We start from the raw sequence: 23,074 nt of genomic DNA on the forward strand, positions 1-23,074 counted from the left end.
GAGAGGATCGGTCGGTCCCCCGGCACGTCCGGGGCCCACGGGGTATACCGATGAACGCCAGACCCTACATCTTCGGATGTCTGTGCCTCGTCGGTGCCATCGGCACCGCCGCCGCTTCCGACGTCAGCGTGACCAACAGCCTGCTTTCGCTGGGCCGGTCGGTGTCGTCGTCGTTCGATGCCGGATCCACCTCGCGCTCCAGTTCCAGCCAGAGCAGCCGCGACAGCGGCAGCGGCGACGTGACCACCGCGAGGCAGGTCAATAACGCGCAGGCCAGCCCGGGTCAGGCGCCCATGCCACCCCCCGTCGAGGCCGACGCCGATATGCATGATGGCTCTTCGAGCGGTCACGGCGCAGGGCCGACCTGGCAGTCCATGCTTCCCGGTTCGATCTTCTAAGAATCCTCCGGCCGTCGTGTGAGCGTTTTCCAGTCGTTGCTTGCGCGTTTTCGCGCCCCCGTCCCGCCCATCGACGACACACTCTGGGCACACGCCCTGACCCGCGTTCCGCTGGCGAACGCGCTGGACGCGCCGCGAGCCCACTACCTGCGCCAACTCGCGGCGTCTTTTCTCCACACCAAGCGATTCCACGCGCTGGGCGACGCCTCGCTGGATGATTTCTGGCGTCTGGCTATCGCCATGCAGGCCAGCCTCCCTGCCCTGCCGCACGGCCCGAAGGTCTTCAAAGGCTGGACCAATGTCCTGGTCTACCCCGGCGAATTCAACGTCCGTCGCAGTCACCATGACGCACCCACGGGCGTGATCACCGAGAGCGACGACACCCTGATCGGCGAAGCGTGGGAGCGCGGCCCGATGATCCTTTCGCTGGCCGACGTGGCGCTGGATCTCGAAGCCCCGTGGGATGGCGTCAACGTGGTGATCCACGAAATGGCGCATAAGCTGGACATGCTCGCCGGCCCAGCCAATGGCGTGCCGCCCCTACCGGGGGGCATCAACCGAAGGGAATGGATCGGCAGCATGCAACAGGGCTTCGAACGACTCTCGAAGGCGGTGGGTCGTCGGCGCAAGACGGCGATCGATCCCTATGCGGCGGAAGCGCCCGAGGAATATTTCGCGGTGACAAGCGAAATGCATTTTTCGCAGCCCGCCTTGCTGCGTGAGGCGGAGCCGGACGTGGCGCGCCTGCTAGATGCCTATTACGGACCGTCGCCCGCGGACTGACGATCCTCAGGCGGGCGGAATACGCACGCTGAAACGTGCGCCACCGAGCTCTTCCGAGTGATCGACGTGCAGCTCGCCCTGGTACGCCTTGACGATGTCCTGCACGATCGACAGCCCGATACCGTGGCCCTGCACGCGCTCATCGCCGCGCACACCACGTTGCAGGATCTTCTCGATCTTTTCGTCCGGAATGCCCGGGCCGTCGTCTTCGACAATGAGTTCGAGACCCGCGCGTCCGCGCACCTTCGCCACGGAACGCGCGGTGAGCAGGACGCGATGCGAGGCCCACTTGAAGGCGTTCTCGACCAGGTTGCCCATCAGCTCCAGCAGGTCGCCCTGCTCGCCCGGGAACGAGACGCCGTCTTCGATCTCGAACTCGCACAGCACGTTCTTTGCGGCGTAGACCTTTTCCAGGCTCTGCACCAGATCTTCCGCATGACCGGCAATCGGCTCGACCGAGGCGATGGTGCGACGACCGGAGGTGGCCGCGCGCGACAGCTGGTAAGCGACCAGCTCGTCCATCTTGCGCACCTGCTCGAGGATGTCTCCACGCAGCGAACGTGCGTCGGCTTCGTTTTCCAGTTGCGAGCGCACGACGGCCAGCGGGGTTTTCAGGCTGTGCGCCAGATCGGCCAGGGTGTCGCGATAGCGCGTACGCTGCTCGCGCTCGCTGTCGATGAAGGCATTGAGACGCTTGGTGAGCACCGTCAGTTCCATCGGATACGGGCCGTCGAGGTGGTCGCGCGTGCCGCGCTCGATGTGCGCGAGATCGCTCGATACACGGCGCAACGGCAGCAGGCTCCAGCGCAGCAGGAACAGCTGCAGGAGCATGAGCATCATGCCGAGCATGGCCAGCCAGAGGAACTGCGTCCGACGGTAGGTCGCCACCTGCCGCTCGAACTGATCTTCCGTCTGCGCGACGGCGAAGGTCAGCGGCACACTGCGTTTATCGGTACTGTCCAGCGACACGCCGTAGCTGAAGACATAGAGCTTGCCGCTGCGCGTTTCTACCGGCTCGAACGCCGTCTCGCCGGGCGACAGCATGCGCACGAAATCGAAATCGCGACCCAGTGCCGACGACGACTCCCAGCGGAAACCGTCGTTGCCGACGATGATCGCGTACAGCCCCGAGCCCGGCCGCGAGAAATCGGGATTGGGCTGACTGTCGGGCGTGGTGACCTTTCCGGCGCGGGTGATGTCGGTACCGGTGATATAGGCGATGGCGTAGTTGTGCAGCCGGTCGTGCATGGCCGACAGCTCGGACGCGTAGTTGGCCTTGTTCTGCGCCAGGCCCGTCAGGCCCAGGAAGGCGGCCAGCGCGAAGCCCGTCGCCAACGCCGCGCGCGCGGCCAGCGACAGCGGCCGGCGTTTGGTCGGTGGAGCGTTATCCATGCGTCCAGCTTACCTCGGGACGGTGCAGCGACTTTGCTGCACCGTCCACGGTTCGCTCAGTCTTCGTCCGCTTCGTTACGCGGAATCGCGAAACGATAGCCGCGACCGCGGACGGTCTCGATCGGCTTGAGCGCACTTTCGGGATCCAGCTTACGGCGCAGGCGGCCGATGAAGACCTCCAGCACGTTGGAATCGCGGTCGAAATCCTGCTGGTAGATGTGCTCGGTGAGGTCGGCCTTGGAGACCAGCTCACCCGCGTGCAGCATCAGGTATTCGAGGACCTTGTATTCGTAGCTGGTCAGGTCGACCTGACGGCCTTCGACGGTGACCGTCTGCGCCGTGGTGTCGAGCTTGATCGGGCCGCAGGCGAGGACCGGCTTGGACCAGCCGCTCGCACGACGCACCAGCGCATTGATACGGGCCAGCAGTTCCTCGACGTGGAAGGGCTTGACCAGATAGTCGTCGGCGCCGTGCTTGAGGCCTTCGACCTTGTCCTGCCAGCTGCCACGCGCCGTAAGGATGAGAATGGGATAGCGCTGGCCGTGCTCGCGCAGGGCTTTGACCAGATCCATGCCCGACAGCTTGGGCAGGCCCAGATCGATGATGGCCAGGTCGAAGGGGACCTCGCGACCGAGGTACAGGCCCTCTTCGCCGTCCTGGGCGGCATCGACGGCGAAGCCGTCACGTTTCAGCCGCGCGGCGAGGGTCTCGCGAAGCGGGGCCTCGTCCTCAACGAGCAGGATGCGCATCAATGTTTCTCCTTGTTGTCCCCGGCACTGGCGTCCAGGGGCTTGGCGGTTTCGGTTCGGACGGGCACCACGCGGACGTGACCGTCCAGCGTAAGGACCTTGACCCGGTATTCGGTGATCCGGCCGCGCTCGACGAGTCGCGTATCCGCCGACAGCACTTTTCCCCCGGTGTCCTTCTGGACCTTGCTCACGGCCTGCTCCAGCGTCAGCGACTGGTCCGCCTGGGCGGCCACGGGCAAACTGACGCAGAGCGCGGCGAAAAGTAGCGGACGAAACGTGATTTTCATGTCTGGCGCGGGCAGCACGACGGGCAGTAGTCAACCGATCATGCCGAGGGGCGCCCCGCCTGAAGCTGAACGAAACCTAGGCTAACGCAACCTGGAGGCCGCAAAGTCGGCCGATACGGGCCAGCATCACCTCGAGGGGTTCGCCGAAATCTCTGGTCGGCGGCTCAATCAGGGCCGCCTGCAGGAACCGCCGCACGTCCTTAAGAATTGATTCGGGCAGATCGATCGAAGCGTTTGCCGGGATGACCTGGGATAGCGCTAGCACGTCGAAAAGGTGCTTTCGTACTCTTTTCGAGTCGACGGAGGACGCATCCGCAGCCCTTCTTTCCCTGAGATCGAGCCAGGCCTTCGCCTTCAGCACGATCAGCCCCCTGGCATCCAACCAGCTCAGACCCTCCTTGGTCCGCGCCGCATCCCGAATCACGTTGTAGTAGGCATCGTCGAGGAGCAACCCGGACAAACTTTTGAGATCGCCGCCCAAGGTGACCGGGATGGCACGCTGACCGTGGTGAAGAACCAGGCCGTCCGGCGCGCGGGAGAAGATCTCCAGCATAGCCGGGGCGTCGCCTGCACATGGATCACTGAAACGGTAGAACTGCGGTCGACCGCCGACCTCTCGCCTTTTGTAGCCAGCCCGTTCAACGAACTCCATGAGTGCAGCTCCGAAACCTTCAGTCCGCGCTTCTATGAGAAGGACGAGGTCAAGGTCGTGTGTTGCCCGGAAAGATTCACCCACTTGCGCCATTTCCAGCATGGCCGCGGACCCGCCGATGAGTACGTACTGGTCATCGAATGATCGGAAGTGCTCCCTGAAAACATCGAGTCCTTTCATAGCCAATCCAACCGCTCCATGAGTTGTTCGAGGGCGCTTTCGAGGCGTGGGTCATCAACCGCCGCGTCACGCAGACTCAACCATACAGAGAGCGGATCGGCTCGCCCACCGGCAGCACGCGCCGTGGCGGGATAGGCCCATGATTCCAGCCTCCACGCATCGGCCTTCTCTATGTCGTCGTGATTGAGGCGTGCAGACAGGCTACGGAAGTTCGTAACGCGATACGCCGCGAATAGCTCTTTCTGCTCGGCGGGCCCCAGCGCGCGGACGGGAATCCGAGGGGGATTCAGCGACGACCATTCCGCGAGTGCGGACTCCCCCGACCACGGAAGGGACGACTCTAACGACACATGACCCGCTACAGTGAGCGAAGCGCGCACCGGACTTTTCAACAAAGGCATCGCTCGAAACCATACGTCGCGAGAGCTCCCCACGGAAGTGAGCAAGAGCGACGTACCCCGCCGTTGTGGCTCGAACAAACCCGCTTCGATCAAGGAACGACAGGCCCGCCCGACCGTCATGCGCGTGTAGCCGAGTTCAAGCCCCCTGTCGTAAGGGGAGAACGATTTCTCGGGTGTATTCAGGAGACCCGCGATGAGGAGCGCCTGCGCGCTAGCCTCCAGCATCCCGCGCCCGGAAGCATGAGCCGCCGCCGCACGTTTTTGTCGGGCGTGTTTTCGCCAGTCGACGCCCACATCCGGGAGATGCACATATCGCCCCGGAACGACAAACGGGACGCCCTGGGCGATTAACGCCGAACGGCGGTGGGCGGGCAAAACGTTGGCGACATATACAACCGGCGCACCTGCGGCTTCGGCAACTCGAGCAAGTCGCGAAAGGACATCACCAGAGGAACGAAGGTCATCACCGACGGACCGCATGAAGACGACCGCGAGCCCGCGGATATTCGCTTCTGCGAATTCCGTTTCCTTTCTTAGTACGACGGGAAGCGACGCCGCACCTGACCATGCCGTCATTCCTACTTCAACACCGAGGCTGGATCGAAGGGTGTCAGCCAATTGGCGATGAAAGGAGACATCCATGCGTCACTATATAACATTCATGTTAAACATAACAACATGGATGTTATGTTTAGGAAATAGTTGCTCTTCACGGACTCATGCAGCTTGCCGCAGCGGTGCCATGGCGGACTCGATCAACCGCCAGTCGGCTCCCGGCAGGTGCGATCCCTCGCTCAGCTGGCGACGGAACCCACGCGCGCCCGGCTCCCCCTGGAACAGCCCGAGGATGTGCCGGGTGATGTGCTTGAGCTGGGTGCCGCGGGCCAGCTCGGCCTCTATATAAATACGCATGCGATCGAGCACATCGGCCCGGTCGGGCAGCGCCGTGCCGTAGAGGTCCGACCCCAGCCGGGCGAGCACGAACGGGTCATGGTAGGCGGCACGGCCAAGCATCACCCCGTCCACATGGGCCAGGTGCTCACGCACCGCCTCGACCGTGGTGATGCCACCGTTGATGACGATGGTCAAGTCGGGAAATTCGCGCTTCAGCCGGTAGACCCGCTCGTAGTCCAGCGGCGGAATTTCCCGGTTTTCCTTCGGGCTCAGGCCTTCCAGCCAGGCCTTGCGCGCGTGCACTACGAGAATGCCGACGCCAGCCTCGACCATCGTGGTGGTGAAACGCTGAAGGTCGGCGTATTCGTCCTGGTCGTCCACGCCGATGCGGCATTTGACGGTGACCGGGACATCCACGACCTCCGCCATGGCCCGGACGCATTCGCCGACCAGGTCCGGCTCGCGCATGAGGCACGCCCCGAACTTGCCGGACTGGACCCGATCCGAGGGGCAACCGACGTTGAGGTTGATCTCGTCATACCCCGCCTGCGCGCCGAGGACCGCCGCCTTCGCCAGTTCGACCGGGTCGCTGCCGCCGAGCTGGAGCGCCACAGGGTGCTCTTCGTGGCTGTGCTCCAGGAGACGCAGCTGGTTGCCGCGCACCAGGGCCGCGCTGGTGACCATCTCGGTGTAAAGGCGGGCATGGGGCGACAAAAGCCGGTGGAAGTACCGGCAATGACGGTCCGTCCAGTCCATCATGGGAGCGACGGTGAGGCGGAAGGCTGAGGGATCAATGCGTTGCATACGGCCATTTTAGCAATCGCAGGTGGAGTGCGCTTGCCCGCCAATGTCACATGACGGGCAAACGCCTTCGTGCTTCGGCCGATGCTCCCCGTCGGAGTCATCCGATGATCCTTGCGCTGGCACGCCGCTTAGCTCAGCAGCGCCGCACTTTCTTCGATAAATGCTGCGAGAGACTTGCCCGGTCGACCGATCAGAAACTCCAGATCGCCCGTAACCGTAGCCAGACTGCCCGACCGCGCGGCCGCTTCGACTGACACGAGCAGTTTGACGATCGCTTGCGGCACGTTGGCGCCGGCAAGGTGCTGCGCGAGCTGCTCGTCGGTCAGGTTGACGACTTCCAGCGGGCGCCCGGTGGCATCGCGGACCAACGATGCGATCGCATCCACGGAAAGTGCCTCCGATCCCGTCAGCGTGTAGGTCTTACTGCCGGCAGGTGGATTGGCAAGGGCGGCCGCGATGGCCTCGGCCATCTCATCGCGCGCGGCATAGGCCGTTTTCGCCCCTTCGGACGCCGTATACCAGTGCCCGCTCTGCAAAGCGGAAGGAAGTCCCATGAGCAAGTTTTCGTGATACCAGCCGTTCCGGAAAACCAGCGACGGCAATCCCGTTTCGGCGATAGCCTGCTCGGTCAGGGCGTGATCGGGTGCGAAGCTCAGCGGAGATGCCGTCGGATTCGGCAGCGAGGTGTAGGCGATGCGCTGAACACCCGCGACGACAGCTGCCTCTACCGCGTTGCGGTGCTGTCGGAGCCGGCGCCCGTCGGCCGTCAATTCATCGGTCGAAATAATCAGGACGGTATCGGCACCCTTGAAGGTCGAGACAAGCCCCTGCGCATCGTCAAAGTCTGCGCGCTGGACAGCAACGCCACTTTCCGTCAGATGCTGCAGCTTCTCCGGGTTGCGACTTCCCGCCACGATGCGTTCAACTGCCACGCCGCGTGCCAGCAAATGCTTGATCACCGCGCCGCCCAGGTGCCCGGACGCACCGGTGATGAAGATGGTTTCGGACATGTTCCGCTATTCCTTTCGAGTGATACTCTCTTTTTGAGAGCATCTCTAAGATCAAGGTAGCAGCCGCTTCCGTAAAGGAGGCAGTTTCGCGGCACATAGGCACAAAAGGGTAACCACCATGTCGACGACAGGCACGCTCACCGAACGACTCACTCACGAGCGACTGAAGAACGACGGGAACATCCATAACTGCCCGGTCAGGGATGTCCTGGACGCCGTCAACGGACGGTGGAGCACACTTCTCCTTGTAGCGCTTGCCGAGCGGCCCTACCGGTTCGGCGAGTTACGCCGCCTGGTACCCGACATCTCTCAGCGCATGCTCACGCAGACGCTCCAAGAGCTTCAGCGCGAGGGCTACGTACATCGTGAGGTGTTCCCCACACGGCCGCCTGCGGTGGAGTACAGCATGACCGACTTGGGAAGGTCGATATTCGAGCCCATCAGCCAGCTGATCGAGTGGGCCGACAAGAATCATGCGGCGGTACGTGACGCGCGACGTTCATTCGACGACGAACATGCGGCGTGATTTGCAACGGTTTGATACCCCGCGCTTTAGCGGCGGCCGGTGGGTCCGGTTAGCGGCGGATCGAGCGCCCAGGCCAGCCCCAACAGTCCGATCTCAGCCGGCACCATCCACAGCAGGATATGGCTAACGGGCGCATCGACCCCGTGATCCATCGCGTTGAAGGGATTGATATAACCCACGGGAAACACGAAAGCTGCCCGGCGGACAAGCTCGATACGAGACATTCGTCCTCCGGGCGGCCGATCAAGCCCTGTTAGTGGATGTAGCCGCTTTCCGCCGGATTCGCTTCGATGCGAATCAGCTTCAGCGAGCCCATCTCACCCATGCCACCGCCGGAGAAGGTCAGCACGCCTTCGCCCTTGTAGTGGAATTCGGTGCGGTAGTTGTCGCTGCCGAAATGGAAAGGAATGAACGCCTTACCCGTCTGGTACGACTTCTGATCGGTCGGCGGTCCGATCAGGTCCATGATCTCTTTCGAGTACATGCCATCGTGGACCTTGGCGAACTTGCTGTCCGGCGCCGGCGTGCCGATGCGTTCGACCGCGTCGTCCGAACGGCCCGCGCTGAGCGAGATCGGGGCGTATACAGCGAGCACAGCGAGCGAAACCATCGCGACGAGTGATTTGAATTTCATGACGAACGACCTCTCCTTGAGTCTTGACAAAGCGACAGACAAAAGGGGAAGACGGCCGTCGGCGACGTGCCTGACCTGTGAGTGGCTCCCCCTTTAGGAAGAACGAAAAAAAGCCCCCTGAGGCCGCTTCGTTCTTCGACGCGATGGTAAGTTGTCGGGGCGGCAAAGGCAAAGATTGGCACGGCAAACGTGCCGTGTAGGAGTTCCCCTACAAGCAAACGAGACGTACGTCTCATTCGACGCGTCACCGCCCTGGGACGGACGCTGCGTCTCTCGTACATGGACGGAACGGCACCCCCTAGCCGCCCTATGGCGATTTGTCGGCGCCTCGGCTAACGTCGATACCTGCATGGCCGGGGAGGCCATCAAGGGGAAGGTTCCGCCACCCGCGCGGGATCACCGAAAGTAATCGTCTACAAGGACTTATCGATGACATTCGCTTCGACCGGCCTGCGTCGCCTGTTTGCCCTCGCCTTGGCCTGCACGGCCTTTCCCGCACTCGCCCGCAACGACAACGTGTACGTCGCCAGTCAATCGTCGGATACGGTTTCCGTGATCGATGCGGCATCCCATACGGTTACCGCCACGATTCCCGTCGGCAAAGCCCCGATCAGCCTCGCCGTCAGCCCGGATGGATCGACGGTTTACGTCGCCAACGCCAATAGCGACAGCGTAAGCGTCATCAACGCCGCGACCAACACGGTGACCGCAACCATACCCGTCGGAAACACGCCGAACGCGCTCGCGGTCAGCCCCAACGGCGCGGAGCTGTATGTTGCCAACGCGAATGAAAGCAGCGTGTCAATCGTCGACACCACCACCCACACCACGACGGCGACGGTGGCCGTGGGAAGCCTGCCCCTGACGATCGGCGCCAACGCCAGCGGCACGCGCGTCTACACCGGCAACGTGGGTGACCTTACGGTGTCGGTCATCGACACCGCCACTCACACGGTGACGGAGAACATGCCGGTAACGGCAAGTCCGGACTCTCTGGTCGTTGGTCCGCTGGGAGCACGGGTATACGTCGCCAGCTACAACGAGAACGTCGTATCCGTCATCGATACATTCAAGAATACGGTGACAGGCGTACTGAAGGCCGGTAAAGGCCCCGATGCCGTGGCAACGAGCCCGATCGGCATTCCGCTGTATGTCGCCAACGCGGATGACAACACCGTATCCGTCATCAATCCCTTTACGAAGACCGTCACCAGCACCATACCCGTCGGCACGTCACCCGCGGCGATCGCTTTCAACCGCCGCACGGGTCGTATCTACACCAGCGACTTCGGTTCGGACACCGTCACGGTTATCGACGCACGGACCAACAAGGTCATAGCAACCGTTGGCACGGCCCACCACCCCTCGTTCGTGGCGGTTCAGCCGTAAGCCATCGCGCGACGCAGATTGCAGCCATAGGAAAATCGTCGAATCAGGCCTCGTGGCCGAGAGGATTTCCGATGTTCTGCGCGATCCGCCACAGGACACCGCTGGGATCGGTCAGCGTGAAGTCTCGCATCCGCCATGGGCGATCCGCGGGCGGCTCTGACCGGACGCCGTAGCGGCCGACGAGATCCTGAGCCTGCACATGACTCCACCACGCGTCCACATCGGCCACGAGCAAGTGCATCACGAAATTCGTGGCATGTTCCTCGACGTAGAAGCCTTGCAGAAGAAAGCTGCAGTTACCCGCATGGAGATACGCAAGGCCGTCGGATGACGATGCAACGGTGAAACCCAGGTCCCGGTAAAAACGCAGCGATAACTCGAAATCCTTCGCCGGGACGAAGGCCTTGATCTCCACCGTATCCAGCGTCACGACTCAGCCTTGACCGGCTCCGCAGGCCGTTGCGCGGGAACGAAGAAAGCCGAGATACGATCGGCCCAGATCAGCAAGCCGAGTCCCAGAACAGCGTCCACCACCGTGTGGTTGATCGAACCCAGCTCCGAGACGGCGCCCGCGTAGAGCCCCTTATGCACGTTGTAGGCGGTCAGCAGATAGCTGATGGCCGTCAAAATGCTGCTTGCACCCAGGTAGCGAAGAACCAGCGCGAACCATTGCCGTGGCGTCATAACCTAACCCCTTCCTTATCAGTCATCCGATGTCTGTCGGCCGAAGATAGCCTAAGCAGGCATCGGACGCCACGCAACCAGGCGCTCGACTCAACCCCGGCTCGCGGTGCGTTTTCAGTCCGGTCGCAACGAGCAACCCAGGTAGTAAGCCGCGTTCAGTTCCTTGGCGCGCTTCTGTGCGATCTCCCGGATCTCATCGCCGTGCTGGGTGAACTTGTCCGGGTGGTACTGGATGATCAGGGCCTGATAGGCCGCATTGATCTCCGCGCGCGTGGCCTCGGGCGACACGCCGAGCACGTCGTACCACGGGCGGCGGGTATCGAGTTGCAAGGGCGGCTTCGTGCCCGTCGCATCCGGCGTATCGTCCCTGGGGGTCGCCATCATCGCGGAGACGAATTTGTAGCCGATCGCCAGGCAGATCCCGACGACGACGATCTCCATCACGTTCATGCCAGAGCGCCTTCGATCTGTTGTAGGTAAGTCTGAAGCTGCTGGTGTCGATCACTGCCCGCCTCTTCGATGTCGAGCTGGCGTTGCAGTCGCGTGCGGATGGCATCACCGAGACGCCCCCGCTCATCGGCGTCCAGCAGCGCATGGGCGACGGCGAAAAGGTCGAACCGCTCGGCGGCACGCGCGCCCTGTTTACGAACGAGGTTCAACGCGTACGGCGCGCAGAGCAGCGCATCGGACGCCATGCCCGAGAACGTCTTCCCGGCGAGACCGGTGATCCTGCGCATGCGCCAGACACGCCACACCGCCGCGCCGATCGCTGCGTACAGGGCGATCATCCAGCCGAGCAGGCCGTACACGTTGCCCGCAAGTACCGCGGGCATCGCGGCGAACAGCAGCGCGACGACAAGCACGGGAAGCGCGGTGGCGGTCACTCCGGCTCGCCACGCTCGCAGTCCGTGCAGCGGCGCCGGGTTGCCAGGCTCCTTCTGCGACGACCAGCGCAGACGGAGCAACGCACGTGTCGGTGCGAAAAGGGGCGGCACGTAAACATGCCGCCCCGCCAGTTCGAACTCAGTGCCGACGGAAAACGACCAGCGTCCGTCGCGGCGCTCGAAGAACACCACTTCGTTGTGATAGAGCAGCAGCGTGGCGTCGTAGACATACATGCCCACGACGCCCAGCAAAAGCCACTCCGTGTTCGGCAACATCGCGATCAGGAGTTCTTGCGCGTGAACAGACGCTTGATCGCCCCGCCCACCGCGGCGAAGCCGATGAGGATGAACTTCCATGCCGCCGCGAGGAACGTGCCGATGATGGCGAAGAAGCCCTTCTTGGCGGCGACGGCGGCAACACCGCCGGTGATCAGTGCGGCGAGGCCGTATTCGGCGACGCGGTCGCCCGTGTGGAAATCGCTGTACGACTGACCCGGCGCGAATGCGAAGCCACCGAGCGTGCCCTTGAAGTCGGTCACCGCCTGGTTGAGGACCTGGGGGTCGGACACCAGCACGACGTTCATGACGCCGCTGCGCCCCAGGATGCGCGCGTTGTAGTTCACCACGTCGCTGTGCGATTTATCGCTGCGCGCGAGGAACGACCAGGTCAGCGACTTGAACTGGGTGTCGTACTGCGGCTTGTTCTGCCAGCCCACGAGGGTGAGCGTTTCCCAGCCTCGTGAACGACGCTCCTTGTTGCTCTCCTCGGTGCCCTGCTTCACGGACGCCAGAATGTCGTCGGGATCGAGTTTCTCGTCATCCTTGACGTAGCCGACATCGTCGTAGTCGAAGAACGCGGTCCACTTCATATCCGTCGGCGCAAGCGTGTACGTGTCCGCCTCGTCCGGTGGATTTTCCATCAGTTCGTTCAGGCGCCTGGTACCCACGGGATCGAGGAAGGCATAGCCGTCGGGTACATCGAGCGTGGCCTGCGCACCGAGCTGCACCTTGGTTGGGCCGACTTTCCACGGCAGGTCGGACAATTCGTTGGCGCTGGCAAGCGCGCTGACGAGGGACAGCGCGAGCGCGACTGCCAACTTCCTTGCAAATCCAGTCATGCGGGCTCTCCAGCGAACTCAGAATGCCGAGGTAAAAGATAGAGGCGGACCACGAGAAGCTCCTTCCGGTGAGCAGGCACAAGCGCGACGAAACTCGCGCCCCCGGCGCGAATTCATGATTCCAGTGAAAGTCGTGCGAGCCCCCGGCACGACGTGCGAGAGTTTGCGACCAGGGCAACGGGAGCGTCAAGGCGATGTTCCGGAACCGGCCTTTTGCCGGATTCCGACCGTCCTCCGGCGTGTGCAGCCGGACGCTCCAGCAAAGTCAACCGGATCAACGGCTTTCCGCATGTGAACGACGGGACGAGCAGCGAAGCCGCGCACCCACTAGAATGCGCCCCCTCGCCGTCACCGCCCTGCCCTCCCCATGCATATCGTCGTCAACGAAGAACTCAAGGCTTACATCGACCCGCTGTCGGCGGACGAATACGAGGCGCTGGAGCGCAGCCTGCTCGCCGAGGGTTGCCGCGACGCGCTCGTGCTCTGGGGCGACACGCTGGTGGACGGGCACAACCGCTACGGCATCTGCCGCAAGCACGATATTCCTTTCAACACCGTGCAGAACGAGCGCTTTCAGTCGATCGACGACGTGCACCTGTGGATGATCGAGCAGCACCTGGGCCGGCGCAGCGTGTCCGATTTTCAGCGCGGCGTGCTGGCGCTGCGCAAGCGCGAAATCCTCGCCGAGCGACGCGCACGTATCGAGGCGAACGGCGGTGAAGAGAGGTCCGAGGTGCCCTTCGACACCGACGGCGCTCAGCCCGCGGCCGCAAAGCCCGCCCGCGTCAACCCGAACGAGAGCCGCAAGGAAATCGCCCGCGAGGCAAGGATCAGCAGCAATCAGGTCGGCATGATCGAGAAGATCCGCAAGGAGGCCGCGCCGGAGGTGGTCGCGGCGGTCAAGTCGGGCACGCTGTCGATCAGCGCCGCCGCGGCGGTCGCCACCCTGCCCGAAGACGAACAACGCGCGGCCGCCACCGGCGGCGATGCCGAGCTGAAGCAGGCCGCCAAACGGGTGCGCGAGTCGAAGCGTAAGCCGCGCGAGAAGCCGAGTGACGACGTGCTGGCCTTGCGCGAACAGATCGCCGACCTGGAAGCGGAAAACCGGAACCTGCGCCGCGAAATCGAGACCTTGCGGGTCCGTCTGGGCGAGAGCGTGCCTGAGGACGCCGATGAGGCCATGGCGGAGTAAGGTAGCTGCAAGGGGTCGGGAACTAGCATGGCCCCTCAGCGATCCAAGGCGTAATCCCCGGAGTTTGCCGCGCATGAAACCGATCGTCGTCCTCGCCACCCTGTTCCTCGCCGCCTCGACCGCGATGGCGCAGGACGCTACGAAGCCGCTGAACCTGCGTTTGCCCGCCGACTACACGCCGGCTCCCGCCAGCAGCGCCCCCGCGCCTGCCCCGGCCGCCGACGCCAGGGTCTCCGCCGATCCCAAGGCTCCCACGGTGGCGCCGAAAAACGGCGGCGAGAACATCGCGGTCTCGAAGTCCCGCCCGCTGGATCCCCCCGGTACCTACTACGGCGACACCAGTGGCCGTATGGACGGTGTGGAAGCCGACGATGGCACGCCGCGCTGCGACGACGCCACCTACAACAAGCCCCAGGTGCATGGCAGCGTCACCACCGGCGTCGTCAGCGCCAGCCATGGCGGCAGCGGCAACTACCAGGCCGGGGCGGTCAACCTCAGCCAGGCCTTCGGCAGCTGTGAGCATCCCACCGGCGGCGTCAGCATCTCCGTCGGTGCCGGCCAGGGCCACTTCGGCGGCGGCCGCATCCGCTGATCAGACCGAGCGGAACAGCACGATCCGCTCCGCTGCCTCAGCGTCCGGGTCGTCGCTGACCAGCCAGGGCTGCCGCGCGAACGTACGCGTACACGGGCCCAGAGCCACCACACGCACGGCACGCCGGGCCGCCTCGGCTTCGATCCTGGCGATGACGTCGCGCAGAACGGTGCCGATGAACGGCGTGAACAGATAGAAGACGTCGACGCCGGAAAAATCCGCCTCGCGTGCATCGCCTTCGACGAACCGAACTCCCGACAGCCCAAGTGACGTCGCCGCACGCGTCGCGACATCGACATAGCCCCCGTCGCGCTCGACGCCGATGCATCGCGCGCCCGTCAGGATGTGTGCCAGCAAGGGGACGTGACCCAGTCCCGAACCCAGATCCAATACGACATCCGCGGCCGTGATGCCGCCTCTGGCCAGGCCGTCGACGATGTGCCGGGCGGGTGTGGGCTGGTAGAAGACCATCTCGGGCGGCAGCGGTCTGGCATCCGGAAGCGGCTCGTCCAGGGCCAGCACGCCGGCCAGGAGCGCGTCGAGCGGATCGTAATGCTGACCCGAGGGGATTCCGACGTCGAGCCAGGGCGCGAGCGCCTGCCTGCCTTCACCCGCGCGGATTCGTTCGCGCAGCGACTCGTACAACTGACGATCCACGGCATCGAGCGCGTCGAGGAGACGCACCACCCGACGAGTCAGCGTCGCATCGCGCAGACCGACCTGCCCGAGGTCGAGCCGGTCCGCCGCATCGGCTCGTACCAGAAAGGCATCGGGCCGATGCCAGTCCGTGCGTTCATCGAGCTCATCGAGGTAGGCCACCAGTCGCTCGTTCAATAATGTCTCTCCGGAAAACGGCGCCACCACCGACGCAGCCAGCTCATGCGCGACGGAAAGGCCCGATCCATCGGCACGCGCACGGCCACTTCGGTACCGCCCTGGAGACAGGCCGCGATGGTGGCGATGCCACCCATCGCATGCGCGCGCTCGCGTATCCCGCGCAGCCCCCAGTGACCCGCACGGCCGTCACGGGAAACGGCATCCTCGATGCCGCGGCCGTCGTCACGCACGTAAAAGAGCAGCATACCGTCATCTTCTTCGAGAACGACGTCGATGCGGCTCGCGCTGGCATGCGTCACCGCGTTGTGCACGGCTTCGCGTGCGATGCCATGCAGTTCGTCGCGCGCCAGCGGATCCAGATCGAGCACGTCGAGCCGCACGGTGACGATGACCGGCACCGTGTGATCGGACGCGTAGAAGCGCGCCATCGCTTCCAGAACGTCGTTCAGTAGCATGTCTTCCGTGCCGTGCGCGCGCAGGTCGCGGACGCGGTCACGCGCTTCGACGAGCGCTTCCTCCGCGCGGTCGAGCGCGCCTTCCATCGCCGTGCGTACCGGATCGTCCGGCGCGACGCGATTCGCGATCGCCTGGAAGCGCATGGTCAGACCGTGAATGCTCTGCAGCAGCGTGTCGTGCAGTTCGCGTGCGATGCGTTCGCGCTCCGCATGGCGTTCGTCCAGGCGCCCCCGCACGAGCGCCGCGACGCGCCGCCCCCTGAGCAGCAGGGCGATCCAGATGGCGAGGAGCAAGGCGGCGATACAGACCAGCGCGAACCACAGCGTCTGATAGAACGCCGGCGACACGGTGACCGCGATCGAAGTGCCCTGCTCGTTCCAGACGCCGTCCTCGTTGGACGCGGTCACGCGAAACACGTAATGACCCGGCGGCGGATCGGTGTACACGGCTTCGCGATCGGTACCCGCCTCGCGCCAGCGCGTATCCAGGCCATCCATCCGATAGCGGAAGCGCACGCGCTCGGGCATCGACAGGCTGGTCGCGGTGTAGGCGATGCGCAGCCGCTCGGTGTTCGCCGGAAGCGTGACGCTGGACGAGGCCGGCCAGGTTCCCGCATCCGTGGAAATTTCCCGGACCATCACCGACGGCGCGACCGGGTTGCGCCGTATGGCCGACGGATCGATCGACACGACGCCGCTGGTCGTCGCGAACCACAACCGTCCATCGTCGGCCACTACCGCGGTGGGCAACGGACGAAACTGCGCCGGCGTACCTGGCAATCCATCGAGCGAATCGAACAGCATGACCGGCGGACGGTAACCCGGCTCGTCGAGGGCCTGGCGCATGTCGGCCGAGGCGATCCGCGCGACGCCTTGCGCGGCGTTCATCCAGAAATCCCCGCGACGGTCGCGCACCAGTCCGGACACGCCGCGCAGCGGCTCGCCAGCCGTCGGAATGCTGCGCACGCTGCCGCCGCGAATGGCGGCAATACCCAGCTCGCCGCCCACCCATACGGTGTCGTCGTCGTCCAGCAGCGCGGTGACGTTGCCCACCTGCAGACCATCCGCCGCGCCGATCACCCTGTCGCGGCCCCCGTCGCGGACGATGAGCACGTTGCGCGCAAAACCCATCCACAACCGCTGCCGGGTGTCACGGAGCAACACCAGCGGCGAGGGGTCGTTGGATACGCTGGGTAGCGTGTCGTGAATCCAGCCCTCGCCCGTGTAGTGGTAAATGCCGGGGCGATTGATCGACAACCAGGCGCCGCCGTGGCCGTCGCCGACGATCGCCTGGACGCCCGTGTAATCGTCCGCGGGGAGCGATGCGAACGGCCGCGGCACGCCATCCACCATATGCCACAGACCGCGCGGTCCACCGAGCCAGGTCGCGTCGCCGTCGCGGGCCGCCGCCGTGATCGCTTCCGGGAACGCCGTACCGGTGACGTTCGTCGCGTCGACATGCGTCAGCGGACGGTTCTTCGTACCTACCCAGACCCCATGCCCGGGCGCGGGGACCAGCGCGAAATCGGTGGCGCCGGGTGACAGCGGCGCGGGAAGCAGGCGTCCACGGCGGAAGCGGTCGAGGCCGCGGCTCCCGCCCATCCAGATGTTGCCCTCGCGATCCTGGATCACCGCGCTGAAATAATCGGAGCTGAGACCGTTACGTTCAACGAAACGCTCGGCCGCCGCGCTGTCCGCTTCGATCGTCTGGCTGGCGAGCCAGTCGATGTGCGGAACGCGACGGATACCTTCGCCGAGCGTCGGCACCCAGAGCGCGCCGTCGCGATCGAACAGGAGGCCCGCCGACGACATGTGCAGCTTCGGTCCTGACAGCGCCGGGTCGCGTCCGCCGTTCCATGCCGGCCGTACGCCATCGTCGGCCTCGGCGACCCAGATGCTGCCGTCGGGGGCCTCGGCGATGCGGTTGATCCGGCCGACCGATCGCGTGGCGACCTCGAAACGCTGAGCGCCCGACGCCAGCCACGACAGCGCCTGCTCCGTCGCGACCCAGAGTCGACCCTCGCGATCGACCGAGAGGTTACGCGCGCGCACCCCGGGCAGCCCCATGGCGGGACCGACCACGCGCCACCGATGGCCCGCCAGCGTGACCAGCCCATTGAAGGTCGCCGCCCAGACCCGCCCATCGGGCGTGCTGGCCATGGCGTAGATCGTCGCGGTCGGCAGGCCGGAGCCCGCGGCGTAATGCGTGGCACGGTCGTGATCGATGAAGCTGGCCACACCGTAACGGAAGCCCACCCACAACCCGCCCGACGGCGGTGCGTACAAAGAGGCCACACTGGACGCAAGAAAGTCACCGCCTTCGCGGGGGCGATAACGTTCGAAGCGCACGCCATCGAACCGGTACAGCCCCGTCTGCGTGCCCAGCCACAGGTAGCCATCCGCCGTCTGCGCCAGCGCCGTTACCTGGCCGGGCGCACCTTCGCGCACCGTCCAGGCGGTGTGATAGAACTGCTCGATACGACGGTCGCGGCTGTCCCTTGCGGTGGCGTCCGAGGTGGGCCACCACCCGACCAGGACACCGAGCAACAGCCATATGCACGCGGCGAGCGCGCGTCCGGAAACCACCCCTGATCACCCCTCTCCGACCCGGTGGCAACGATACCTCTTAAGGGGTACCCACGTCGCCCGGCCGGAGGTGATACGGCTCAGCCCGCGAATCCCGCCTCGCGGACAAAGGCGACGGCGTCGGCCAGCACCCGGGCCGCCGCAGGTGAGCGCTGCGGGGAAGCGAGCACGTGTGCCGCGTGATCGTAGGCGATCAGACGGCGGCGTGACCCGGGCGAGCCCAGCCAGTCGAACGCCTCGCGCACGGCGGCGACCGACGTCAGCGTGTCATGGTCACCGGCACCGCCGTCCCACACGCCGAACAGGACCGGGCAGACGACATCGCGCAGGTGTCCCGGCTGCATCGTGCCGAGGAAGAGTCCGGCGACGGCGCGGTATCCGTCGGAGTGAATCACGGACGACCAGTAGCGCCGTTGAAACGGCGTTCGCTCGCCCGGCACGTCCACCGCTCCCTGCAGCCGAGCCGCGGCGCGAAGTTGCTCGGGATCGTAAACGCGGATACCGGGAGACCAGGCGACCACGCCGGCGACCTCAGGCGCATGTCGCGCCGCAAGGTCGAGCGCCAGCGATGCGCCCATCGAAGTGCCGACGAGCAGTACCCGTTCACCGAGTCGCAGTCCGATGCGCAGGGCCTCATCGGCGTCCGCGCGCCAGCGCTCAGCCGACGCACCTGCCATCGCCGTGGGCAGGTCGCTGCCGTGGTCACTGAGTCGGTTGAGGAACAGATGGGCGCCACACGCCTCGGCGATGGCCCGGTGCGCGGGATCCCCCTCCGCCTGACTGGCGGTGAAGCCGTGCAGATAAACCACCGCGAGCGGGAGCCGGCTGCGGGGTCGCCCCGGATGAAACACGATGCGTGCCTCGTTGTCCGGCTTGAGGCCGGGCATCGAGCGCTCGTGCCCGGCGACGTCCTCGGCCAGTGCCTCCAGATCGTTCACGCGCTGGCGGCCGCCTCGGCGTAACGCCGTTGCACGTCGACGAAGCGATGGACGGCCCGGGAGAGCGCATCCAGTTCTTCGGTGACGCGCTGTACATCCGCACCGGCATCGATCAGCAAGGCGATGTCGCCGCAGACGTGGTCGGCTCCTGGTACCCCCAGATTGCCCAGGACGTTGCGCAATGCATGGATGGCCTCGGAGGCGGCTGCGATATCGTGCGACTGGATCGCGGAGCGAAGCGAAACGCAGTGGTCGTCCGCCGTACGCGAGCACAGGTCGACGAAGGCCTTGAAGTCTTCGCGCGTGCTGAGCGCGCGCATCTCGTCGAGCGGCGAGCTCTCCTGCCGTCCCTGGGGCAAGCCGACCGCCGGATGCCAGTGGCGTGCCGCGTCGTCGAGACGACGCTCGTCGGCGATCGATTCGATCACGTCGAGCAGCCGCTGCGCCGCGATCGGCTTGGTGAGGTACGCGCGCGCACCGGCCTTGAACGCGATGCGTACGGCGTCGTGACTGGAGTCCGCGCTCAGCATCACGATGGGCGGTACCGCCTCGGTACGACGCGCCACCTCGATCCGTCCCAGCACGTCCCAGCCGGAGCTGCCCGGCATGTGCAGATCCATGAAGATCAGATCGAACGTCTCGGTCGACAGACGCGCGAGCGCCTCGTCGCCGCTGGCACTGAAGGTCGGCACATGCCCCGCGCGTTCGAGGATGCGACCGACGATCTCGCGATTGGCCGCGTTGTCGTCCACCACCAGGCAGTGCTGCGGGGCGACGCGTCCGCGATGGTCGTCGAGCAGATCCACCAGCGGTGTCTCCGCCACGCTTCGCGAACCGGCGGCCGCACGACGCAAGGGAAAACGCCAGACAAAGATGGTGCCGCCCATCGGATTGTCCATCACCTCGAGCGAGCCACTCATCTGCTCGGACACGTTCCGGACGATGTAGAGACCCAGGCCGACGCCTTCCTGGCGCCGGCTCTCGCCACCGCTGAGCTGATGAAAGGGATCGAACACGCGCTGCTTGTCGGCGTCGGCGATACCGATACCGGTGTCGCTCACGGTACAGGCGATGGTCGGGTCGTGGCCGCCGACGCCTTCATGCAACTCGATGCGCACGTCCACCGAGCCGCCAGGCGGCGTGAATTTCACCGCGTTGGACGCCAGGTTCGAGAGCACCTGCTCGATACGGCCCGGATCGCCACTGAAGACGCCCTCCACCGAGGCGTCGCGGGAGACGCTGAAGGTGACGCGCTTCTCGGCCGCGTAAGGACGACACACCGCGCCGACCGTACTCAGGACTTCGTCGAACGCGAATGCCTGATGGCGCAGGTTGAAACTGCCGCCGGCAAACGATGCCACGTCCAGGACCGCGTTGACCCGGTGCAGCAAGGCGTTGGCATTGGTCGCCAGAAGCGCGACCAGGCCGCGCTGGTCATCCGACATCACCGAGGTGTCGATCAGGGACGCCGCATGAATCACCGTACTCAGGGGAGTGCGCATCTCGTGACTCATCATCGAGATGAAACGATGCTGCGCTTCGCGTGACGCGATCGCCTCGGCGGACACTTCGCGCAAGGCGTACATCATCCGGTAAAGCATCACCGGCAACACGATGACCAGGGCCAGGGCGTATAAGGCGTAGGCGGGACGACTGAGCCAATAGCCATCGGGCGCCACGACCGCGAGAATCGCGACCGAGGCCACTACGCTGGCGGCGAACGCGCGGCGGCTGTATCTGACGCCGACGGCCACGGACAGGAACGGGAGGACGGCCGTCACCGTGATCACCAGCATGAACGCGGCCTTGAGCAGCACGGCCACGATGACGAAATTGGTGACGTTACCGATGGCGTCGATCACCGGCGTCTCGCGCGGCGCCCCGGCGCGGACGAACAGCATCCAGAAGGTGCTGAGGACGAACAGCAGAACGGCGACCGGGACGACGTGGTGCGATTCGGTGGCCATGGGCACCGGGCCATGCAGCCAGGCGGCGCTCCATACGACGACGAACCCGAGGATCACCGCGCGCATCAGCGAGACGTGGTACTCGCTGAAGCTGGCCACGATGCGGTCGATGCGCGGATTGCGCAGACGCTTCGCAACCTCGCTGAGCATCACTGGCTCGGCGCGTTTACCGCTACCGCCGTCGATCTTCATGCCAGCCTGAACCCGCGACTTCCCCCGATAGCCTCCTAGTCTATGATCTTGCGCGCCGCTGGCAAGTGCGGGTGGCGCATTCATATTGGTGAATTCGTTTACGTCGGGACTTACGCAGTCGGCCCGGATTTTCTGAGGACGGTCTTTTTTGCGGCGGTCTTTTTTTCGGCGGTCTTTTTCGTGGCCGTCTTTCCAGAAGCGGTCTTTTTCGTGGCCGTCTTTCCAGAAGCGGTCTTTTTCGTCGCCGTCTTTGTTGCCGCCGTCTTTTTCGTCGCCGCTGCCCGGGCCGGCTTGCCCAGTTCGACCCAGACGGGCGCGTGATCGCTGGCCTTCGGCAGATCGCGTACCCATCGGTCGACGTCGGACTTCTTCAGCCGGGTCGCAAGATCCGGCGACAACAGCAGGTGGTCGATCCGCAGGCCGCGATTGCGCGGCCAGTGCTGCCGGAAGTAGTCCCAGAAGGTGTAGATGGTTTCGTCCGGATGCATCTTGCGCAGGGCGTCGGTCCAGCCCTGGGCAAGCAGACGCTCGTAAGCATCCCGGCTTTCGGGCTGGAGCAAGGCATCCCGTCGCCAGTTTTTGGGGTCGTAGATGTCGCCGTCCGTTGGCACGACGTTGTAATCGCCGGCCAGTACCACCGGATGACCGGAATCCAGCAATTGCCCGGCGTGCTGGATAAAACGCTCGAACCAGGCCAGCTTGTAATCGAACTTCGGACCTGGCCACGGATTGCCGTTGGGCAGATAAAGGCAACCGACGAGAAAGCCATGGGCCGCCGCTTCGAGGTAGCGGCTCTGGAGGTCCTTTCTGTCGCCCGGCAGGCCGCGGCGGCTCTCCACGGGATCGGCACCCTTCGCGAGGATGGCCACGCCATTCCAGGAGGCCTGCCCGGCCCAGAGGGCACCGTAGCCTGCGTCATGGATCTCCGCGACGGGAAACGCCTTGTCCACCGCCTTGAGTTCCTGCAGGCAGACGATGTCCGGCGCCTCGCGCCCGAGCCACTCCAGCAAGTGCGGAAGCCGGGAGCGGATGCCGTTGACGTTGAAAGTGGCGATCTTCATGACGCAGGACTTTTCCCGACCCGGGGTGGACAGCCGGTGACGGCAGCACGTTGATGCACCTCTGGCCTGCCCGACCTTTGGCACGCCTTTTGCCACGATCTAAATGTAGACGGTGCGTGAAGGTTTGAGACCTCTGAAAATCCGCGTTTCGAAAAAATTTACACCCCTTGCGGATATGCCATTGGGCACCTTTGCGGCAAGACGTCGCGCCGGCATAAAAGCACCCAAATACCCATAGTTACACTTAATTTTGCTGCGGCGCAGCAAGACGTTTAGACGGCTGGACGGCCATCCGCCTGGGCGGTGCGTGCTCTGGACAACCCGAATCGCCTCATGTACACCTTGCGTTAAGTCCATTTGGATCGAGGCAAATGGGCGTGTCGCGATGGAGCGCGGGGAGGGGTCTTTCGGCTCCGTGCAAAGCGACAGGCGGGGGCCTGTCGTTACGGCCCCGTGTTGCCGTCAATTA

General features: G+C 64.7%; 25 protein-coding genes. 6 read left to right on the top strand and 19 right to left on the bottom strand.

What is annotated here, in order from left to right; all coding sequences use genetic code 11:
• Nucleotides 1–50: 50 nt before the first annotated feature.
• Both BLT40_RS14200 and BLT40_RS14205 read left to right on the top strand, forming a co-directional pair.
• Nucleotides 51–398, top strand: coding sequence for a hypothetical protein (locus BLT40_RS14200; RefSeq protein WP_036115884.1), 348 nt, complete (start codon nt 51–53; stop codon nt 396–398).
• 18 nt (nt 399–416) lie between these two features.
• Nucleotides 417–1,181, top strand: a complete 765-nt coding sequence (locus tag BLT40_RS14205) for a M90 family metallopeptidase (RefSeq protein WP_090354225.1) — start codon at nt 417–419, stop codon at nt 1,179–1,181.
• 6 nt (nt 1,182–1,187) lie between these two features.
• Here the strand turns inward: BLT40_RS14205 and BLT40_RS14210 are convergent, their stop codons facing one another.
• The 7 genes from BLT40_RS14210 to BLT40_RS14240 all read right to left on the bottom strand — a co-directional run bounded on the left by BLT40_RS14210 (nt 1,188) and on the right by BLT40_RS14240 (nt 7,550).
• Nucleotides 1,188–2,573 carry an ATP-binding protein gene (locus BLT40_RS14210; RefSeq protein WP_036115890.1) on the bottom strand — a complete coding sequence of 462 codons (1,386 nt, stop codon included), beginning with the start codon at nt 2,571–2,573 and terminating at the stop codon, nt 1,188–1,190.
• A 56-nt stretch (nt 2,574–2,629) separates the two neighbouring features.
• Entirely contained in the window at nt 2,630–3,322 is a 693-nt protein-coding gene (locus tag BLT40_RS14215) for a response regulator transcription factor (RefSeq protein WP_036115892.1), read from the bottom strand.
• Nucleotides 3,322–3,609 carry a PepSY domain-containing protein gene (locus tag BLT40_RS14220; RefSeq protein WP_079521833.1) on the bottom strand — a complete coding sequence of 96 codons (288 nt, stop codon included), beginning with the start codon at nt 3,607–3,609 and terminating at the stop codon, nt 3,322–3,324. Before BLT40_RS14220 ends, BLT40_RS14215 begins: the two co-directional genes overlap by 1 nt.
• Before the next feature lie 76 nt (nt 3,610–3,685).
• Nucleotides 3,686–4,441 carry a hypothetical protein gene (locus BLT40_RS14225; RefSeq protein ID WP_090354227.1) on the bottom strand — a complete coding sequence of 252 codons (756 nt, stop codon included), beginning with the start codon at nt 4,439–4,441 and terminating at the stop codon, nt 3,686–3,688.
• Entirely contained in the window at nt 4,438–5,484 is a 1,047-nt protein-coding gene (locus BLT40_RS20085) for a hypothetical protein (RefSeq protein ID WP_143025892.1), read from the bottom strand. Before BLT40_RS20085 ends, BLT40_RS14225 begins: the two co-directional genes overlap by 4 nt.
• A gap of 75 nt (nt 5,485–5,559) precedes the next feature.
• Complete coding sequence (dusA, locus tag BLT40_RS14235) at nt 5,560–6,540, bottom strand: tRNA dihydrouridine(20/20a) synthase DusA (protein ID WP_090354233.1); 981 nt, start codon at nt 6,538–6,540, stop codon at nt 5,560–5,562.
• Between the two features lie 128 nt (nt 6,541–6,668).
• Nucleotides 6,669–7,550, bottom strand: a complete 882-nt coding sequence (locus tag BLT40_RS14240) for an NmrA family NAD(P)-binding protein (protein WP_090354238.1) — start codon at nt 7,548–7,550, stop codon at nt 6,669–6,671.
• A gap of 118 nt (nt 7,551–7,668) precedes the next feature.
• On the opposite strand from BLT40_RS14240, the gene BLT40_RS14245 reads away from it, so the two are divergent.
• On the top strand, nt 7,669–8,076 hold the full coding sequence (locus BLT40_RS14245; protein ID WP_090354240.1) for a winged helix-turn-helix transcriptional regulator: 408 nt from the start codon (nt 7,669–7,671) through the stop codon (nt 8,074–8,076).
• A gap of 26 nt (nt 8,077–8,102) precedes the next feature.
• On the opposite strand, the gene BLT40_RS14250 is transcribed toward BLT40_RS14245, so the two are convergent.
• Together BLT40_RS14250 and BLT40_RS14255 are read right to left on the bottom strand one after the other, a co-directional pair.
• Entirely contained in the window at nt 8,103–8,300 is a 198-nt protein-coding gene (locus tag BLT40_RS14250) for a hypothetical protein (RefSeq protein ID WP_090354243.1), read from the bottom strand.
• 29 nt (nt 8,301–8,329) lie between these two features.
• Nucleotides 8,330–8,710 carry a hypothetical protein gene (locus BLT40_RS14255; RefSeq protein WP_051943962.1) on the bottom strand — a complete coding sequence of 127 codons (381 nt, stop codon included), beginning with the start codon at nt 8,708–8,710 and terminating at the stop codon, nt 8,330–8,332.
• Between the two features lie 429 nt (nt 8,711–9,139).
• Between BLT40_RS14255 and BLT40_RS14260 the strand changes: the two genes are divergently transcribed.
• Complete coding sequence (locus BLT40_RS14260) at nt 9,140–10,099, top strand: YVTN family beta-propeller repeat protein (protein ID WP_090354245.1); 960 nt, start codon at nt 9,140–9,142, stop codon at nt 10,097–10,099.
• A gap of 43 nt (nt 10,100–10,142) precedes the next feature.
• On the opposite strand, the gene BLT40_RS14265 is transcribed toward BLT40_RS14260, so the two are convergent.
• The 5 genes from BLT40_RS14265 to BLT40_RS14285 all read right to left on the bottom strand — a co-directional run bounded on the left by BLT40_RS14265 (nt 10,143) and on the right by BLT40_RS14285 (nt 12,785).
• Nucleotides 10,143–10,529 carry a VOC family protein gene (locus BLT40_RS14265; RefSeq protein WP_079521705.1) on the bottom strand — a complete coding sequence of 129 codons (387 nt, stop codon included), beginning with the start codon at nt 10,527–10,529 and terminating at the stop codon, nt 10,143–10,145.
• Nucleotides 10,526–10,783 carry a hypothetical protein gene (locus BLT40_RS14270; RefSeq protein WP_079521706.1) on the bottom strand — a complete coding sequence of 86 codons (258 nt, stop codon included), beginning with the start codon at nt 10,781–10,783 and terminating at the stop codon, nt 10,526–10,528. Before BLT40_RS14270 ends, BLT40_RS14265 begins: the two co-directional genes overlap by 4 nt.
• A gap of 114 nt (nt 10,784–10,897) precedes the next feature.
• Nucleotides 10,898–11,233, bottom strand: coding sequence for a J domain-containing protein (locus BLT40_RS14275; protein ID WP_051943965.1), 336 nt, complete (start codon nt 11,231–11,233; stop codon nt 10,898–10,900).
• Entirely contained in the window at nt 11,230–11,943 is a 714-nt protein-coding gene (locus tag BLT40_RS14280) for a hypothetical protein (RefSeq protein WP_079521707.1), read from the bottom strand. The genes BLT40_RS14275 and BLT40_RS14280 overlap by 4 nt, the downstream gene beginning before the upstream one ends.
• A gap of 5 nt (nt 11,944–11,948) precedes the next feature.
• On the bottom strand, nt 11,949–12,785 hold the full coding sequence (locus tag BLT40_RS14285) for a DUF2167 domain-containing protein (protein WP_079521708.1): 837 nt from the start codon (nt 12,783–12,785) through the stop codon (nt 11,949–11,951).
• 367 nt (nt 12,786–13,152) lie between these two features.
• On the opposite strand from BLT40_RS14285, the gene BLT40_RS14290 reads away from it, so the two are divergent.
• Together BLT40_RS14290 and BLT40_RS14295 are read left to right on the top strand one after the other, a co-directional pair.
• Nucleotides 13,153–13,977 carry a plasmid replication/partition related protein gene (locus BLT40_RS14290; RefSeq protein ID WP_090354247.1) on the top strand — a complete coding sequence of 275 codons (825 nt, stop codon included), beginning with the start codon at nt 13,153–13,155 and terminating at the stop codon, nt 13,975–13,977.
• Between the two features lie 73 nt (nt 13,978–14,050).
• Nucleotides 14,051–14,569, top strand: a complete 519-nt coding sequence (locus BLT40_RS14295; RefSeq protein WP_090354249.1) for a hypothetical protein — start codon at nt 14,051–14,053, stop codon at nt 14,567–14,569.
• Here the strand turns inward: BLT40_RS14295 and BLT40_RS14300 are convergent, their stop codons facing one another.
• The 5 genes from BLT40_RS14300 to xth all read right to left on the bottom strand — a co-directional run bounded on the left by BLT40_RS14300 (nt 14,570) and on the right by xth (nt 22,605).
• Nucleotides 14,570–15,403 (bottom strand): class I SAM-dependent methyltransferase, encoded by an 834-nt coding sequence (locus BLT40_RS14300; RefSeq protein WP_090354252.1) that lies wholly within the window; start codon nt 15,401–15,403, stop codon nt 14,570–14,572.
• Entirely contained in the window at nt 15,400–18,447 is a 3,048-nt protein-coding gene (locus BLT40_RS14305; protein ID WP_090354255.1) for a sensor histidine kinase, read from the bottom strand. The genes BLT40_RS14300 and BLT40_RS14305 overlap by 4 nt, the downstream gene beginning before the upstream one ends.
• An 80-nt stretch (nt 18,448–18,527) precedes the next feature.
• Complete coding sequence (locus BLT40_RS14310; RefSeq protein WP_090354258.1) at nt 18,528–19,385, bottom strand: alpha/beta hydrolase; 858 nt, start codon at nt 19,383–19,385, stop codon at nt 18,528–18,530.
• Nucleotides 19,382–21,544, bottom strand: a complete 2,163-nt coding sequence (locus BLT40_RS14315; RefSeq protein WP_176167812.1) for a hybrid sensor histidine kinase/response regulator — start codon at nt 21,542–21,544, stop codon at nt 19,382–19,384. The genes BLT40_RS14310 and BLT40_RS14315 overlap by 4 nt, the downstream gene beginning before the upstream one ends.
• Before the next feature lie 110 nt (nt 21,545–21,654).
• Entirely contained in the window at nt 21,655–22,605 is a 951-nt protein-coding gene (xth, locus tag BLT40_RS14320) for an exodeoxyribonuclease III (RefSeq protein WP_090354260.1), read from the bottom strand.
• Nucleotides 22,606–23,074: the final 469 nt, after the last annotated feature.

It is taken from the genome of Dyella sp. 333MFSha, from assembly GCF_900102405.1.
In the GTDB taxonomy this organism is placed as follows: domain Bacteria; phylum Pseudomonadota; class Gammaproteobacteria; order Xanthomonadales; family Rhodanobacteraceae; genus Luteibacter; species Luteibacter mycovicinus.